10 protein-coding genes are annotated in these 18,691 nt (G+C 48.8%); 4 read left to right on the top strand and 6 right to left on the bottom strand.

The window, feature by feature from the left end; translation table 11 throughout:
• The first annotated feature begins 23 nt into the window (after positions 1-23).
• The 3 genes from ACTJJS_RS23840 (at position 24) to ACTJJS_RS23830 (ending at position 8,164) form a co-directional block, all read left to right on the top strand.
• The gene (locus ACTJJS_RS23840; protein WP_440665551.1) at positions 24-3,212 is read left to right on the top strand and encodes a PVC-type heme-binding CxxCH protein; all 3,189 of its coding nucleotides are present in this window, start codon (positions 24-26) and stop codon (positions 3,210-3,212) included.
• 308 nt (positions 3,213-3,520) lie between these two features.
• Complete coding sequence (locus ACTJJS_RS23835; RefSeq protein ID WP_440665549.1) at positions 3,521-6,634, top strand: SusC/RagA family TonB-linked outer membrane protein; 3,114 nt, start codon at positions 3,521-3,523, stop codon at positions 6,632-6,634.
• A gap of 27 nt (positions 6,635-6,661) precedes the next feature.
• Positions 6,662-8,164: a RagB/SusD family nutrient uptake outer membrane protein gene (locus ACTJJS_RS23830; protein ID WP_440665548.1), complete on the top strand. Its 1,503-nt coding sequence runs from the start codon at positions 6,662-6,664 to the stop codon at positions 8,162-8,164.
• 94 nt (positions 8,165-8,258) lie between these two features.
• Here the strand turns inward: ACTJJS_RS23830 and ACTJJS_RS23825 are convergent, their stop codons facing one another.
• The 4 genes from ACTJJS_RS23825 to ACTJJS_RS23810 are packed head-to-tail and all read right to left on the bottom strand — an operon-like array spanning position 8,259 to position 12,136.
• Complete coding sequence (locus ACTJJS_RS23825) at positions 8,259-9,143, bottom strand: MBL fold metallo-hydrolase (RefSeq protein WP_440665546.1); 885 nt, start codon at positions 9,141-9,143, stop codon at positions 8,259-8,261.
• A 22-nt stretch (positions 9,144-9,165) separates the two neighbouring features.
• Positions 9,166-10,146, bottom strand: a complete 981-nt coding sequence (locus ACTJJS_RS23820; RefSeq protein ID WP_440665545.1) for a beta-ketoacyl-ACP synthase 3 — start codon at positions 10,144-10,146, stop codon at positions 9,166-9,168.
• Between the two features lies 1 nt (position 10,147).
• Positions 10,148-11,659 carry an AMP-binding protein gene (locus tag ACTJJS_RS23815; protein WP_440665543.1) on the bottom strand — a complete coding sequence of 504 codons (1,512 nt, stop codon included), beginning with the start codon at positions 11,657-11,659 and terminating at the stop codon, positions 10,148-10,150.
• 39 nt (positions 11,660-11,698) lie between these two features.
• Positions 11,699-12,136, bottom strand: a complete 438-nt coding sequence (locus tag ACTJJS_RS23810; RefSeq protein WP_168874943.1) for a lipocalin-like domain-containing protein — start codon at positions 12,134-12,136, stop codon at positions 11,699-11,701.
• Between the two features lie 355 nt (positions 12,137-12,491).
• Between ACTJJS_RS23810 and ACTJJS_RS23805 the strand changes: the two genes are divergently transcribed.
• A complete protein-coding gene (locus tag ACTJJS_RS23805) occupies positions 12,492-13,895 on the top strand; it encodes a right-handed parallel beta-helix repeat-containing protein (protein ID WP_440665540.1) in 1,404 nt (467 codons plus the stop codon).
• A gap of 647 nt (positions 13,896-14,542) precedes the next feature.
• On the opposite strand, the gene ACTJJS_RS23800 is transcribed toward ACTJJS_RS23805, so the two are convergent.
• Together ACTJJS_RS23800 and ACTJJS_RS23795 are read right to left on the bottom strand one after the other, a co-directional pair.
• Positions 14,543-15,732 (bottom strand): IS3 family transposase gene (locus ACTJJS_RS23800; RefSeq protein WP_440665539.1). Its coding sequence is split into 2 segments (ribosomal slippage): positions 14,543-15,480 and positions 15,480-15,732, totalling 1,191 coding nucleotides; the frame shifts between segments, so codons are not numbered across the junction.
• Between the two features lie 590 nt (positions 15,733-16,322).
• Positions 16,323-18,691, bottom strand: a 2,369-nt coding sequence (locus tag ACTJJS_RS23795) for an RHS repeat-associated core domain-containing protein (protein WP_440665537.1), incomplete at its 5' end; no start/stop codon positions are given.

Here is an 18,691-nt window from a genome sequence, read left to right as displayed (position 1 = left end):
ATTCCCGTTAAAATTTATGTACGATGTCCAGACTGTCTAAAATCGGTACGTATGTACCGCTTGTGCCCCTGGTATTGGCGATCATGATACTGGATGCCTGTAAGTCCGGCAGCCATGCCCCGCTCACAGTTTCCGAAGGCTCACACATCTCCCTGATTGGTAATAACCTGGGATCAAGAATGATCAACTACGATAATTTCGAGACGGAACTCTATGTCCGTTACCCGGAATACAACCTGTTCATCCGCAATATGTGCGACGGTGGCGAAACTCCCGGCTTCCGTCCTCATTCCGGCCGTAATTCCCCCTGGGCTTTTCCCGGTGCGGAGAAGTTCCGTCCGGAACTGGCCAAACAGGTGGAGGAGATGGACAACCACAGCCAGGGCCGCTTTGAAACACCGGACCAATGGCTGACGAGGCTCAAAACAGATGTGATCATCGCCTTTTTCGGTTACAACGAATCCTTTGAAGGGAAAGCCGGCCTGGCCGCCTACAAGGCAGAACTGGACGCTTTCATCAAATGGACGCTGCAACAGAAATACAATGGCACCTCAGCGCCGCAGCTGGCGCTCGTTTCACCGATCGCCTTCGAAGACCTTTCTGATAAATATGATCTGCCCAACGGGCAGAAGGAAAATGAAAACCTGGCTTTATACACGCAGGCCATGGAGGAAGTGGCAAAGGAGAACCATGTATTGTTTGTAGATGCCTTTACGCCTTCTAAAAAATGGTACGGGGAGACAAAGGAGCCATTGACCATCGACGGCTCCCAACTGAATGAAGAAGGGTATAAAAAGCTGGGAAGCCTGCTGGTAGACCAGATTTTCGGGAAAGCTTCCCCTAAGGCGGAAGCCAACAGGCAGCTGGTACACGCCGCCGTAAAGGAAAAAAACTGGATGTGGCTCAACGACTATAAAATCCCCAATGGGGTGCATGTATATGGCCGCCGCTACGATCCTTACGGGCCGGACAACTATCCCGCTGAAATTGAAAAAATCCGTGAAATGACGGCTGTCAGGGACTCCGCGGTCTGGCTGGCAGCTTCCGAAGGACAGAAAAAAGACATCGCGCTTGCGGACAAACATACCAAGGTACTGCCACCTGTCAAGACCAACTACAACCCTGCGAAGAATGGCAGTCTCCGGTACCTCAGCGGAGAAGAAGCGGTCCGTCAGCTGAAAGTGCCGCCAGGATACAAAGTGGAGCTGTTTGCCTCCGAAGAGCAGTTCCCCGATCTGGCCAAACCCATGCAGATGTCGTTTGACAATAAAGGCCGTTTATGGGTGGCCGTTATGCCCAGCTATCCCCACTATAAACCAGGGGACGCCAAGCCGAATGATAAAATTATTATCCTGGAAGATACCAATAACGACGGTAAGGCAGACAAACAGATAACGTTCGCCGATAGCCTGCATCTGCCCATTGGCTTTGAGATAGCGCCGGAAGGCGTGTATGTGGCACAGGGCACCAATCTTAAATTGTATGTCGATACCAATGGCGATGATAAAGCGGATAAAGAGGAAATCCTGCTCAGCGGCTTCGATGACCATGATACGCATCATAGCAGCCACGCCTTTACCGTAGACCCTTCCGGGGCCATTTATTCCGGAGAAGGTGTTTTCCTGCATACCCATGTGGAAACGTCGTACGGCACGGTACGCGCCACCAACGGCGGCTTTTACCGGTATGATCCCAGGCGCCGTCAGCTGGAACGTACGGCTCAACTCGAAATACCCAATCCGTGGGGGATCGCCTTCGACGACTGGGGCCAGCCTTTTTTTGCGGAAACATCCAGCCCGGACGTACGCTGGATGCTGCCCGGCACAGTATTGCCCAGATACGGCCAGCATACACATAAGTCGGTACAGCTGGTGGAAGAGAAGCATAAGGTGCGGCCCACATCAGGCCTCGAGTTCGTGTCCAGCCGCCATTTTCCGGACGAAGTGCAGGGCGATTTCCTGATCAACAATACCATCGGCTTCCTCGGTACGAAAGAGCACACTTTAGAGGACGATGGAACAGGCTATAAAAGCCATCACCGCATGGACCTGCTCGTAAGCGGCGATCCCAATTTCCGGCCGGTAGACCTGGAATTTGCACCCGATGGTTCATTGTATGTCATCGATTGGCACAATATCCTGATAGGGCATATGCAACACAATGCGCGCGACCCGCTGCGCGACCACTCCCATGGAAGGATATACCGCATCACGTACCCGTCGCGCCCACTGGTGAAACCGGCCCACATAGCCGGGGCCGGCATTGAAGAGCTGCTGGATAATCTCAAGCTGCCGGAGTACCGCACCCGCTACAGAACACGCCGTGAACTGAGAGGACGCGATGTCTCCGAAGTACTCGCCAAATTAAAGATATGGGTGTCCCATCTCGATAAAAACGATCCCAGGTATGACCATCATCTGCTGGAAGGGCTGTGGGTGAGCTGGGGAATGAATAAAGTAGACCAGGACCTGTTAAAGCAGGTGCTGAAAGCGAAAGACTATCACGCAAGAGCGGCAGCGGTAGAGGTGGTGCGTTATACCGGCCATCAGTTGCCCGACCAGGCGGAATTGCTGATGCAGGCCGTCAGGGATGAAAACAGCCGTGTACGCCTGATGGCCATCGTGGCCGCTTCCTGGATAGGAAAAGAAAAAGGCCTGCCTATTCTGGCGGAAGCAAAGAAAATGCCCCTCGACGAATGGATGATACATGCCTATGACGCGGCAGTGGCCCACTTAAAAGGAGAGAACGTAAAGGATGAAAACGAGGAGGGGAACAGCGTAAAACTGAAAGGCGCTGAACTGGCGCTGTTTAACCAGGGCAAACAGATTTATTCGATAGAAGGGTATTGCAGAACATGCCACCAGCCTGATGGGAAAGGGCTTCCTGACTCCGGTTTCCCGCCGCTCGCTCATTCCCAGTGGGTGACAGGCAGCGAGGAGCGGCTCATTAAACTGGTGATGAAAGGCATGCTGGGCCCGATAGAAGTAAACAATAAAAAGTACCCGGGCCAGGTGCCGATGACCCCATTCGGCAACCTCCTGAAAGACGAAGAAATTGCTGCAGTGCTGACGTATGTCCGTAACAGTTTTGGTAACAGCGGCACGGCCGTTTCCCCGGAGAAGGTAAAACAGGTCAGGAAGAAAATAGAAGGCAGAAAGGACTTCTATTCCCCCGAACAATTGCTGGCAGAGCATCCGATGGAAAAGAAATAATGTATGAGCGTACAGACGGGCGCAATCAGGCGCCCGTCAACTTGTTAAATTACTATTTCACTTAGCGAAAATATTACAAGGAAGTATCAGCCTGGATATTTAATATTGTTAGGATATCTAATTATAATAGTCGGGTATATATTTATCAACCAGAAAAAACCACTATAAGCCAATCATTTCCCTTTGTTTTCTAATTGCTGGTTCCGGTGTTATCCGCCGGTCTGGGCGGCTATTGCCATTGCCCGGCTGTCTGTGTCCACGTGCCGGAAACCAGGAACGATCAAATTTAACCTGATAACTTTTTAACTATGAAACAGTTTTCCACGTTGAATCTTAAACTGATGGCGCTACGCCAGAAAATTATTTATGCCGCTTTAGTCCTGCTGACAACGATGATCACGCAGGCCCATGCTACTACGTCTGTTCTGCTCCTGGACGTACGCGGTAAGGTGTTGGAGGAAAACGGTGTGGGAGTGCCCGGCGTAAGCATTAAAGTGAAAGGTGCAGAAAAGGCGACAACAACAGACGGTGACGGGAACTTTGTGCTCAAAGGGCTGTCCAACGATGCTGTGCTGATTGTTTCCTATATTGGCTATGTAACCCAGGAAGTGCCCGTCACGGCAGACATGGTGATCAGGCTTGTTCCGCAGGTGAAAAAGATAGACGAAGTGGTGGTAGTGGGTTATGGAACGACCAAAAAATCCGACCTGACCGGTGCTGTGGGCACCGTTAAAGCGGAGACACTTCAGGAACGGCCTGCGTCTTCATTGAACCAGAGCTTGTCCGGCCGCGTATCCGGGGTGAACGTCTCCTCCAATTCCGGCAGGCCCGGCGGCAGGACCAACATCCGCATCCGCGGCTCCAGCTCTTTAAGCGTGTCCAATAACCCACTGTATGTTATTGACGGGGTGATACTGAACCCGGTAGACTTACGCAACGGCAGTACCCCCATCGATTACATCAACCCCAATGACATCGCTTCCATCGAAGTGCTTAAGGACGCGTCATCCACGGCTATCTATGGTGCGCGTGGGGCCAACGGCGTTATCCTCGTTACCACGAAAAGAGGTAACGCCGGCGGCGGTAGGGTAACCTATGATCCTGATTTCAGCATCGGCGTATTGCCCAGAAAACTCGAACTGCTGAATGCAAAAGAATTTTTAGCGGTAGAAGACCTGGCTTATGCCAACGCTCAGAAATATGATCCTGTAGGCTGGGCCACCGGCACCAAATACACCGATCCCAAAACGAAACGCACCAATCCCAAATTGTTCGATTCACAGGGAAACCCGCTGTACGACACAGACTGGCAGGATGAGAGCTTCCAGAAAGCGTTTACGCAAAACCATCAGCTGGGCTTTACCGATGGGGATGAAAAGAGAAGCATCGGCGCGTTTTTGAACTACCGCAGCCAGGAAGGGTTGGCACGCGGCTCCTGGCAGGACAGGTATGCCGGCCGCCTGGTGTTCGACAGCAAAATAAAAGACTGGCTGAAAGTCGGTGGCACGCTGAGTTATACCGATCAGCGGGAGAAACAGGTAGACCAGCTGGACGGCGGCGGCATCACCATGATGCGCCAGGTATTGGAAGCGCTGCCTATTATCCCGGTGAAATATGCGGACGGCACCTGGGCCAGCAACAGGGACTATCCGGGCATGGAAGGCGGTGACAACCCGCTGCGTGTAGCCGCTGACAGGATATCCATTCTGCATACGCAAACCTTCCTGGGTAATATGTACGCCAATATTCAGCTGGCGCCCGGACTGGAACTGAAATCAACCCTCGGCACCAACATCATCAACCAGCGGGAAGACTATTTTGCAGCGAAAGGCATGCAGTATATCTCTGATAACGGTAATGCGTCTGTTAACAATAACCGCTACAACTCCTGGCAGTTTGAAAACTATCTGACCTATAGCCGCGAATTTGCCAAAGTGCATTCCCTGAATGCTATGGCTGGCGTGTCCTGGCAACATATCGACCGTTTCGAGAACCAGGCCAATACAGAAGGGTTCAACGATTCTTATTATAAATACAATAATCTCGGCGCAGGCTCCAGTCCGCAGCCGCCTTCTTCCGTGGCTACGGCAAACGGGCTGAATTCCTATTTCGGTCGCGTGAACTATGGCTATCGTAACAGGTATTTAGTCACTTTCACGGGCCGTATGGACGGTTCTTCCAAATTCGGCAGGGACAACCAGTTTGCTTTCTTCCCCTCCGCAGCACTGGCCTGGAGAGTAACAGAAGAGAACTTCATGAAGAGCGTTCCGGTTATTTCGAACCTGAAGCTGCGTGCCAGCTACGGCGCCACCGGCAACTCTGAAATTCCGGCCTACAGGGCATTGGCGGGATTGGGCAACTATACCGTGATTTTTGGCGGCGCCCGTAATTCCGGTGTGGGTATTGACCGTATCGCCAATCCGGGTTTGCAATGGGAGAAAACAAAGCAGATTGACTTTGGTATGGAACTGGGATTGTTTGCCAACAGGCTGAACCTGGAACTGGACCTGTATCGCAGAAGGGTAGACGGTATGCTGCTGGATGCGCCTTTGCCGTATACTACCGGTCGTGATAAGATTTTCTCCAACGTGGGAAGCATGGAAAACAAAGGCGTGGAATTTGCCATTAATTCCACCAATATCAAAACAGATAATTTCTCCTGGAGCACCACTTTCAATATTTCCGTCAATAAAAACAAAGTGCTGGCGCTGGCCAATGGTGACATCTATTCCGGCAATGGTATAATCCGTGTAGGCGAGCCCGTGGGGTCTTTCTTCGGGAGACTGAGCCTGGGAACATGGGGCACCAAAGAGGCCGACGAGGCAAAGAAGTACAACATGCTGCCGGGTGACATCAAATACAAAGACATCAACAACGACGGCATCATCAATGACCTCGACAGGGTGATCATCGGCAAAGGTATTCCTGACGGATATGGCACATTCCTGAACACCTTCCAGTACAAAGCCTGGTCGCTGACCATTGACCTGCAGTTTATGTACGGCAACGATGTCCTTGACAGGAGCATCCACTCTGCGGAAGACCGGCAGGGCATTGCCAACAGCTACAAAACCGTTCTGAACGCATGGACGGAAACCAACCAGAATACGCCCATCGCACAGATACGCCCCATCAACGCGTACTACACCACCAATAACGACAGCCATAAGGTAACAGACGGCTCGTTTATCCGTGGCCGTAACCTGCTGCTGGCATATGCATTCCCGTCAAAAACCGTGTCAGCGCTGAAACTCAGCCGCCTGCGCGTATACGCTTCCGTGCAGAACTTTTTCCTGGTCACCAAATTTAAAGGATATGACCCTGAAGTGTCCAACTCCAGTTCTCCTTTCGACCAGGGGCTGACTTTGTACGATTATCCGAAACCCAGGGTGTTTATGCTGGGATTGAACGTGGGATTATAGTATTGTGTAATTTTTTAATTAGAAATCATGAAAGCAACAATAATAAAATATGGACTGCTGGTATTAACAACAGGCACATTATGGTTGACCGGTTGCCGGAAATTTCTGGATGAATCAGATCCCAGCAATTATACAGAAGACAGTTATTTCACCAAGCCTGAACATGCCCGCGCGTCTGTGAATGCTATCTATGCAGCCCTGCGGGACCCTATGAGCGGCGATTTTGGCGGCGCTGCCTGGACCATGACAGAATTTGCCACCGGACAGGCTGCCACGGACCTGGGGCAGGCGGTGAACAGCTACTACATTAAAGACCTGCACAACACCGCTGATAACGGCTATGGAGAAAACTACTGGAGAAATTATTACAAAGGCATCACCAATGCCAATCTCTCCATTGCCAAGATCCCTAAGATCAATATGGACCAGACAGAGCTTAAAAGGCTGCTGGGGGAAGCGCATTTTATGCGCGCATGGTACTATTTTAATTTGGTGCAGATGTTCGTCAACATTCCGTTGGTGACGGAACCTGTAGATTTGAAATCTGACCAGATACGTCCCAAACAGGCATCTACAGAAGATGTCTATAAGCTGATCGTAGATGATCTGATAACAGCTGAGAATGCGGGCCTTCCCTGGGTGGACGCCAGCGGCAAAGCCTCCCTGGGCGCCGTGAAATCCTTGCTGGCAAAGGTTTATCTCACCATGGCCGGATACCCGTTGCAAAAGGGCGCTCCATATTATGACCTGGCGGCAAAGAAAGCGGAAGAGGTGCTGGATTCCAAACAATACAAGTTGTTCGATACCTATTATGATTTGCACAACCCGGCGAAGAAAAACGTGGAAGAGAATATTTTTATGATCCAGTACAAAACACAGGTCATCCCCGGCAGCTGGCAATCGCTGATCATTCCGTACAACAAAAATATCTCCGCCTATTCTGCGGAAACCGGCGGTATTTATGCAACAGAGGCTTTTGTGAAATCATATGATCCGGCAGATTTAAGAGCGAAGGAAGGACAGTTCTTTTTTACCGAATTCACCAACCAGGACGACAGGAACAAGAAAGTGGCGCTGGGCGGCTATTTCCTCTATAAACTGTTTGATGTGGCCGCACAAACCTCCACGGCCAACAGTGATCTTAACTGGTCGCTGATCCGTTACGCTGATATATTGTTAGTGTATGCGGAAGCGTCCAACGAAGTAGCCGGGCCGGGCGCTAAAGCTTATGATGCCGTGAACCAGATCAGGACGAGGGCGACGCTGCCGGCATTGTCGGGGCTGACGAAAGAACAGTTCCGCGAGGCGGTATGGCGCGAACGCTGGTATGAGCTGTGCTTCGAAAATGTTACCTGGTTTGATATGGTACGTTTGCGTAAAGCGTTTAACCTGACAACGAAAGGATTTGATAACTACGTTGGGCATAAGTTTTCCTATGGCCCGGTGCTGACCGAAAGAGAGCTGATGTTCCCGATACCCAGCACAGAGCTGAGGAATAATCCCAACCTCGTGCCCACAAAGGGATACTAAGATTTTTATGTTTGTAACCCCATTGCCTTCCGGGGGAGATGCGACTTCCGGAAGTAACAGGCTTATAAGTTCAGTACTTATAAGCCTGTTTGTTTTATTGCGTTATATATCCTGTTTCCTGTAAAATGACCATTACCTTTTGTACGCTTGTCTGGTGCATGCGTGCAGTGAAGAAAGGACTGCTGTTGTACCCGTATTTTTCTGTGATTAGTCTCGATCCCTCTTCCATTCCATGTTGATGTAGCATGTCGCCGAAATATTGTATGTATTGGTGTGTGGTGCGCAGGCTATGGCCGGCAATTTGTGCGGCATGTTCACCGGTGAGCAGGCCGTGATGGCCTACCGCCACCAGGGAGACTGACAGCTGCCGCAGCCGCTCGATGCTCTGAAGGTATTGCGGCGGGCTTTGAAAGGGAAGCGGGAACCAGTCGTCCGGCCCTATCATCTCCCCGAACGCATCCGCGGCGAACAGATACTGATGATCACTGTAGAGGGAAAGAGAACAATCGCTGTGGCCGGGAGTGGCCAGCACCGTAAACGTATGTTCGCCGATTGTCAGGATGTCGCCATCTCCCACAGGCACAAACTTTTTTGTAGCCAGGGCGTCGTAGGGATTACTTGTATGCCCTCCTGTATCTCCGGGCACAAAGCTCCGTTGAAGTTTGTAAATAAATGCCCTGTATTTATCTGTCAATAAATTTTTGATGGCAGTTGAAGAGGCATACAGGGTGGCATCGGGCAGCAGGTTCGCCAGCAGTCCGCAGTGATCGAAATGCGAATGCGTAACAAACCAGTGCCTGACGTGGGAGACGTCGGGGACGACTGCCTTCAGCTGTGCCTGTACCAATGAGGCATCGCGCAGCATGCCGCCATCTATCAGCAACCATTCCTGCCCGGTTTTCAACAAATACAGCGGGTTTGCTTTGGTGCCTAACATGTAAAGGTCATTGTTGACCTTTGAGGGTTCGTATATCCACATAAGTGATCGCTGTTTTTTAGGTTTAGAATTGGTATAACATAGCGCCCCAGGTGGCGCCGGAGCCATAGGTAAGCACCAGCGCCAGCGTACCCGGGGCTGGACGGGCCTCACGGATATATTCGCTGACCGTCACAGCCACGGAAGCGGAAGCCATATTACCGTAGCGTTCAACGTTGGTGACAAATTTGTGCGATGGCACGGCAAGGCGTTCTCTCACGGCATCGAGTATACGAAGATTGGGTTGATGCGGCAGTACAATGTCGATGTCGTCGATCGTAAGATGGTGCCGGGTTAGTATTTCCAGCGCTATCTCGCACAGGCGCTGCGTGGCGTCTTTAAACATCGGCTGGCCGTTCATTCTGAAATGTGGCGTGGCGGTTTGGTCGGTATAGCGCTGCTGCGCGGTACCGGGCGCCGCGGTCCACAGCAGGTCGTAGCGGCTGCCGTCTGCCCGGATGATCAGGTCTATGATACCGCCGGAGTCGTCTGAACTGTTGCTGAGTACCAGGGCGCCCGCCCCATCACCTAACAGGATGGAAAGGTTCCTGCCGGCATCGGAGGTGTCCATTCTTTTAGACAGCACCTCTCCGCAGGCCACCAGGATATGTTTGTATGACCCCGACAGAAGGAGGTGGCGCGCCAGTTCCATGCCATACAACAATCCTGAACATTGTGCCCGGATATCGAAAACGGGAACATGCTCCAGTCCCAGCTGTGGCTGAATGAAGCAGGCCTCTGAGGGATCATGATGATCGGGGCTGAGCGTATTCACGATCAGCATATCAATGTCTGAAACTCTGATGCCTGCATGTGTTATCGCTTGCTCGCAGGCTGGCACAAGTAACGCGCTCAGTCCTTTTTCGCCGGATATATGTCTGCGTGTAACCACCCCCGTGCGGGAGAGGATAAAATCTTCTGTGGTATTTATGCGGTCAACGATCGTTTTATTGTCGATGACCGGTACAGGCAGGCAATGGCCCGCACCCGAAATGATGATCGCCATGCTAATTATTTTTCGCTTGAAAGTATTGTTGATATTGAGAGCGGAGGTAGGAGCGGGACAGCTTGCCGTTGGCATTACGTGGCAGCTCCGGAAGATAAAGGATGTCCTTCGGCCGGTAGTGGCTTTCCGTTTGTTCACGGATAAACGCGAGGATGGCGTCCCGGGTGTCTTCACGGCCTACGAGCAGCAGTAACGTGCAGGTCAGGGACGAATCGTCGGGAAGGTCCAGCAGCACACATTCCTCTATATGTTCCACCGCACTGATGAGCGCCGCTTCAAATGACAATGGGTTTACCCATCTGCCGTTGGATTTAAACAACTCGTCCTTGCGCCCAACGTAGCTGTAGGTACCGTTGGCTTTCATCGTGAAAAGGTCGCCGGTATAATACCATCCGTCGCGGAATTTTTGGTTGGTGCGCTCCGGGTCTTCCCAGTAGCCGGCCAGTGAATAGGGAGTATGGACGCATAACTCACCTACCTGCTGTTGCCCTTCAATCGGCTCTGTGGCATATTCCAGCCGCAACTGATATCCGGGCACCGGTTGACCGGTACTGCCCGCAGTATGGGAAGCCGGTGAATTGCTGAGGAACACGTGGCCGATCTCCGTACTTCCGATACCATCCAGTATAGGTTTGCCGGTATAAGCCATCCAGGCTTCGTATATCCATGCGGGTAAGGTGGAGCCGGCAGAGAAGAACACACGAGCCTGTTGCAGCACTTCCTGCAATCCCGGCGGCCGGTGTTTCAGCAGCATCGCATATATTTTAGGCACGCCAAAAAACACGGTGGGCCTGTATTGCACGACATTGGCCGTGATGTGGTCAATAGCAGGCCAGGCATCGTCCAGTAAGACGCTGGCCCCTGTCAATAGTGGAAAGAAGAAGCTGTTGCCCAGGCCATATCCGAAAAACATTTTGGCAATGGAGTAGATCCTGTCCTGCGGGCCTATGCCTAGTGTCTCCATCGCAAAATGCCGGGTGGAGGCCAGCATGGCATCCTGGCTGTGTTGCACTGCCTTGGGTTTTCCGGTAGTGCCGGAAGTGTATTGCCAGAAAGCAACGCTGCCGGGCTTACGGTGATAGTAGGCAGGCGGGACCGGCACATCAGAGAAGGGTAGGGCATCGTCTGTAAATATCCGCTCCGGTGACAGGAAAGGGGACGCCGCCAACGCAGGACGGATACGTTCCCATTCTTCTTTGTCTGTTATCACTGCTGCTGCCCGGCTGTCGAGCAACATATGCTCCAGTGTGGGCAGGTCCGTTTTCGGGTTCACCGGTACCGGGACAATGCCCATGGCAGATAAGGCGAGGAAGCAGAAATGAAAAGAAGGTTTGTCTTTTAATAGTAACAACGCCCTTTGTTCTGGTGCAATGCCGCTGAACCCGGCGGCCAGCTGCTGTACCTGCTTTGCCAGCGACGCAGCGCTGATGGCCTCATCCCGATAGACAATCTGAGCGGGATTGGCATGCCCCTCCTGGGCGGAAAGCATGGCTTCCGCAAAATTATAAAACATGACAAATGGTTATTTTGAGAGAAAAATATTTTTAACTGATCAAAGCCGCTTCCAGACAAGCCGGAAGACAACCTGTTGCTCTCTGACAGGCAGCGGTGGCGTCACCAGCGTCAGTTCATCGTCTACCAGCTCCGCATGTCTGACGAAGCGAATACCAATAAAATTGGGAAAAAGACTTCCTTCTACCACGTGCAGGATTTCACCGGGAGTTTCTTCGTGGTAACGACCGTAGTAAGCATTGTAGCCGTGGAAGGCTTCATAGGTCTCTTCGGGTGTCCAGCTACCGATAGCTGCTGATGAAAACAGTTTCCTGTCAGGGACCATCATCTGAACACTCATGTTTCCTTTGTCGTCGTAAATAAGCATGCCTGTAGTAGCAGTGCCGAAAAAATTAACAGGATGTCCGTGCTGGTCCTGGTCTGTGCAGCCAATCAGGCGCCACGCACCAATAAGGTGTTTGCCAATGAAGGTTTTCATTCGGTTATGTTTGAGGGTCTGTAAATATGGTGGTAACGCAAAGGTTTTTCAATAGGAATCGTTGTGCACTACCGTTGTTATTTCTACTAAAGTAAAACTACTGATTTATATTTGCAAGTGATATTTTTTAAATTCCCGCGAACCGCCTGTCCGGCAGCTGGATAATTATTTCCCCTTTTTATAACAGTATACAATGTATTGATTATCAGTTTTTTTGCGGCCTGTATTCTAATCTAGCTGCGTTTTGTCCGCACCTCCGCTAACAGAAATATTATATTTAAAACCGTATATGTACCCCTAAGTCCCTAACTCTCTTAACCTTTTTCATGTCTCAAAATGTTCCAAATTACATTTTATGAAAACAAACAAACTGTTTAACCTCCCATCATGTGCAATGTTCATGGCGGTTGTATTATTTTACAGCATCACAGGCACCGGCTGCCGTAAAAACATGCAGGCGGAAGATGCCCTGCAGAAAGACAAAAGCAAAAACGGCCTGCTGTTGGGCCGGGAATTTAACCTTGTTCCGGATGCCCAGGGCTATTTGGTCATAGATAATTCGAACAACTATTATCAGCCGGGCGATGTGCTGAACCTGGTCGGCAATTTCGCCAGTATTAATTTCACTAATCTCAGTGGTTCATCTGCGGCGCCGATCACCATCAGAAATGGCTCCGCCGGTGCGACCACCATTGGTAACCCTTCCTGGAACGGTGGTTCCTGGGCAGAAGGGATGATATTTCATAACTGTCATTATATCAAATTAGGCGGCCGCAACAGCAAGTCTGATTTTGTGATCAATGGTTCCACACAACCGTTAAGGGAGGCTTATTTCGACCTGGTGCTGCGGAATCATACGGACAACTTTGAAATAGCAAACCTGACGATCAACAATGGCGGCACCGGCATCTGGGCAAAAACAGATCCGGTATTAACGGACACGGCCAGCTGGTATCCCAATTCTTACATGAACAACCTGCGCATCCATGATATTACTATCAGTGGTACGCAGAACGAGTCCATGTACATTGGCCATACCGCTACCTACTGGAACCTTACCACCAATCAGCCTAAGTACGATACGCTGTTTACGCCTGGTCAGTTCTACGTACAGCCGATCAAGTGGTACAACGTTAAAATCTACAACAACTATGTGACCGGCTCCGGCGCCGATGGCATCCAGACATCCGCCATCGACCTGCTGGAAGTGTATAACAATGAAGTCACCAACTGGGCGCTGCAGCACAATTATGCCCACAACGGCGGTATCCTGATCGGTGGCCGCACCACCAATACCAATACGCATGACAACTACGTGCATGACGGTTGGGGCGAGATGTGCCAGTTCTACGGCGCTGGTGGCGGCTACCATATTATCCATAACAACCTGTTCCGGGACAACCAGGCGCAAAACAGCGGCGTCGGCATGAGAGGTGACAACAACGCTATTGTACAAATTACCAATAACACTATTGCCAGGTCCGGCGGCCCCCTGCTGCGTATCAATGGGTATACCGGTCAAACAGGCGCACAGATCGTGAATGCAAACGCCTTTATCCAACCGTTGACAGGTGGCGGCGTCATTTATCCTTCTGCCTATATTTACCTGGAAAATGGCGGTGCTGTTACGGAAGGCACAGGAGCTAATGCCAACACGCGTTTCACAACAGTGGCCGCTGCTAATGTGGATGTCAACAATTATTATCTCCCGAATCCGGGATCTCCGATGGGTGCCTCCGGCTACAGGAAAATACCCTGATCAACTGCTGCATAATTAATGGGAAAGGGAATAACTAAAAGGGGATGCTGTTAACCGATGTCACACCATGAAACTGCTGTATAAAAAAGAGATAGACGGGTAAGTGGGAATGGAATGAAGTAAGACCTATCATCTTGTTAAAACTTAGATGTAAAAAAGCCACGGGCAGTTCCTGTAGCTTTTTAAAAACAGCCAGAGACATTGTTTCTGGCTGTTTTTAAGGGCTATCTATTTATGACGTTGTACGGTTTTTGACCATCATCAACTATATTACTCCCATATTACATCTTCTTCATTGTCAATAATAATAACTACCTTAAAATTGTAGTTTATATCAATATTAATTACATTCTGGCTGGAATATCTAACATCAATTATATTACTAACATTCTCTTTGCTACTTTTATAGCCAACTATTTTTAATTTAAAACTTTGCCCTGATTCTAACTTATAATCTGTGCAAGGCGGATCTACTACGATAAATAAAGGGCTCTCTGTTGTATTATCAAATTTCAATATTAAATCGTGACCTCCCCCCGAAAAAATGTAGCGTGGTAAGTTGGAAATTTCGGGGCATTGAGGTCCTCCCCAAATCTGTAGCAATCAAAAGTAGAATTCCGGGGCATTTTTGGGCAAAAAAACGCTGTTCATCGGGATGATTTTTTTGACACTGCTGAGGCATGTTTTGACCTTGCAAAAATCATCCGGTTAACAGCGGAAGCCGCCGGCACGGCTTCATTTTCTTTTCTGCCTTCTTTGCATAAATTTACAAATTGAGCAGGTGTAAGATCGTTTAATGAACTATGTGGACGGTATTCGTTATAGTCCCTTCTCCATGTCTCAATCTTTTCAGCTGCGTCCTCCAAAGATAAGAACCAATGGGCATTTAAACACTCATCTCTTAGACTTCCGTTAAAAGATTCCACAAAAGGATTATCCGTTGGCGTACCTGGTCTCGAATAGGCCATTACCACTTTGTGCTCATAGGCCCATCTATCCATTTCCTTTGAGATAAACTCACTGCCATTGTCAGTTTGGATACGTTTAGGGATGATCCCGCTACCCACACGGAGCTGCTCTAACACACTGACAACATCGCTTCCTTTTAGTGATTTTCCTATGTGAATTGCAAGGCACTCCCGACTATAATTATCCACTACAGTTAAGGCCCGGAATTTTCGTCCGTCAAACAGCGCATCGGAGACAAAATCCATGGAAATACACTGGTATAGTTCACTCGCTTTAATGTTCTCCTGCCTGTTGGCCGCTGCTCTGTTACGCCGTGGACGTCTACTTCTCAGATTAAGGCCTTCTTCTTTGTACACGCGGTAGGTTCTTTTATGATTGTCTTTAAAACCCTCTCGTCGAAGCAATATATGAATCCGTTGGTGTCCGTATCGGACCCGTACCTGCGCAATATCCCTGATGCGTTGTCGTAACAGACCATTCTCCCGCCTATGTGCCTTGTAGTAGAAGGATGACGAATATAGCATCATTACACGACAGCATTGACGCAGGGAGACCTTGTAATCCCTGTTTAAATCAATAGCCAGTGCACGTTTCTGCACTGGCTTTAAAGCTTTTTTTTAAGCACATCCTGGAGCATTTGCTTATCTAAACTCAGTTCCGCTACGATCTGTTTTAACTTACTATTCTCTTCCTTCAACTGGCGTAGTTCACGCAACTCTGCTGCATCCAAGCCACCGTAGCGCTTCTTCCAATTGTAAAAAGTAGCCTGGCTAATCCCTAATTTGCGGCAGACTTCTTCCACTGCCACTGTCTCTGACTGTTTAAGCGCAAATATGATCTGCGCCTCGGTGAATTTTGACCTTTTCATGGGCAATTTTTTCAGATTTAAGGTAAGAAAATTTGCCCCGAAATTTCCAACTTACCACGCTACATTTTTTCGGGGGGAGGTCACACTTAAACGCCTGGAGGATATCTCTCAGCTGCCGGAAGAAAATAAAAAATTTATCCTCAACCTCATTGATATGGCGCTCAGGGATTTTAAACTAAAAAAGGCGCATAATGCGTAAGAAAACCACTGAGAGTATCAGCAGCTTTCTTACGCAATTTATTTTTAATGATGCGGTATAGAAACAACACAATACATGCCTAATAAGACATTCGTTAATACCGCAAAAACAACTACTTTAATAAAGACCTTAGCATTTAAGCTTTCATTATTATCCGAGGCATGTCGATAGAATATAATATAAAACAAGGTATAAATTACATTAAGACATAACAAATAGAATAATCCAAACGGCAGCATAAAAAAATTCACAGAAGCACTATTAAAAAACTTCATAAGCACCATACAAAGCACACCTGTTGCGACTGTGTAAATGTTAAATTGTAATCTATGTGATTCCCACCATTTCTTTATGTCCTTATTCATATATCTACTCATAATAATAACTGATATTAAAACCTTCGACGTCTAATTTCACCCTTCAAAGGAAGCCCGTTAAAGGGGCCGCCATTTATTTTCGATGTGCCAACGGTATGATGAAAACCTTTCCTTATGGCTTGCTGATCTGCTTTAGCATCTCTAAATCCTTCGTTGCCTTCAGAGCCCACTTTAGCACTGGAATAATTAAAACCTAACCGTTGCATTGCATTGCCCCACAAAAATTGACCTGCGTCATTTAAATTATAGGCATTAGCAGGAGCACCAGAGAATAGCATAAAGCCGCCTTGGCCATCATAATCTGACATCTTGCTAGAGTTAGGGATTATTCCTTGACTTGGTAAAGTATACAACCAATTAAAATCCATTCTATTCTGACTTTCTTCCGCAGCAAAAATCCATCGCCCTATCACACCTTTACCTTTTATATCAGATTTATCCATTACATAATTAATATTCTCATCTGATACTATTGTCAATCCCTTTTGCCCAACTTCCATTTGGCTTAATTGAGCTCCATCTAATTCAGGGTCATTAAACCCAAAATATGCTAGGGCATCATACCTTGTCTGGTCATTCCCGTCTTGATCTTTATACGTTGTATTCGAACCAAATGCTCCTGTCATTCCCGCTTGATCAGTATCAAACATTCCTAAGTAGGTCCCTTTAGTATCAAATCTATATGTAGTATCTCCTAACGGATCATTAAATTTAATAGGATTATTAAGCATGGCGGCGTATGGGCTAATCATTTCATTCGGTTTAGTATCTAATCCATGCCATCTCCCAATTTGTGGATCATAAGTCCTATAAAAAAACTCATACGAATTCAGATCTAAATCGTTATTTAGTTCTGCACCATTATATTTCATTCTATTCTCCGGATAATTCGATCCTTTAAGTGCATTGGAACTTATCCCACTCATGGTGAGTCCAAACGGATAATAATGCGTCTCTTCCAGTACCGGCCCACTGGCTTGTGCTACGAGCAAGTTATCAAAGAACACTTCCTGCGCACTTTCGTTACTGGTATAAACATACAAAAATCCGCTCTTTTTCATCACCATTTTATCTTGTGAGAGCGTCTGCAACTGGTCTGGCTCTGCCTTCACCTGCTTCACCCCGCTGTTTTCTTCCACCATTTTAAACTGGTCATCAAATAGAACGTAGTTCAGATAAGCTTTAGGCTTACCAGGTTGCTGATCCGGATTTTTTTCTTTCAGTTGACGATAATCGTTATTATAAAAATTAGCGTTAAATGGCGTACTGTTTACAGGTGCTGCGCTGCCGTGCGTAGCATCAGCAGCAGCGGAGCCTCCAAAGGCAGCGATGAGGTCTGCTACCATGCTTTCCGCAGGTACAACAGGACTGTTTTTATTAACCGGGCCAGTGGATTTATAAAATGCCTTGCTGCTCAACTGGATCGTATCCCCTGCCATGACCCTTAACACCAGCGAAGGCCCTATCTTCTTGCCGTTGCCGGTAGCTGTCAGTTTGGCCACAGATTCATTCTTTCCGGCACTTTCATCTGCAGGATAGCCTACCGGTTTGTTGCTTCGGGTATTGTCTATATTACTGAACAGCTGGTTTTCTTTGGCCGCGTTGGGCGTCTCCATGGTAGCTGCATACATGGACAGGTTTGTCTGTTCTGTCAGCACCAGCCGGGTGTTGCCTAAATGGTCTTTTACGAAATAGTCGTATACAAAGTCAGGCGCCTGACCGGCCTGATAAACAGTCCGGACCCGGCCCTCTTCATGACCTGCAAAACGCAGGCTATCATTTTCATATACAAAGCCGCCCAGGTAGTCTGTCGTGGTGATTTTAGCAACTCCACTGGTGTTATCGGTGACAACCTTACGTACTTTCGCACCGGCAGCGTCGTAGATAAAACGGATATTCCCCTTACCTGTGATGGTTATCAATTCTGGCAGGTTGAGGTGATTGTAGCTGATAGCAGCAATCTGTTTATTCTCATCACGGGTGAGGTTACCCGCGCCGTCATAACTATAGTCTATACCATCTGCCTGGCTGTCGGTAAAATCTCCGAGGCCCGTTTTGGCCCTTACCGCATCGTATACGGACTGCAGCTGGTTGCTATTGGCATTGTAGCGATAGCTCAGCTGGTCCACATTATTGGGGGCATTGTTCACCTGGCCACGTTGGTCCATGCTCAACAGGTTACCATTGGCATCATAGCTGATGTTGCCCACTGTAAAGTCTACTGTACTGTTCAGCCAGTTGCCGCCATTGATCTGGGAGAAAGCCGCTCCTTTTAAACGGTTGACCTGATCATAGATAAATCCATAAGCCCGCTGGGTGGTATCGTTCCAGCCTTTCCAACGGATACCGGCAATGTTGCCGTTAAACGCCTGGCTGGTAAAGC

Origin of the sequence: Chitinophaga sp. 22308, assembly GCF_052045305.1 — a bacterium.
Taxonomy (GTDB): domain Bacteria; phylum Bacteroidota; class Bacteroidia; order Chitinophagales; family Chitinophagaceae; genus Chitinophaga; species Chitinophaga varians_A.
Note: the sequence above shows the minus strand (reverse complement) of the source record. Positions and strands in the feature narration are given on the sequence as shown.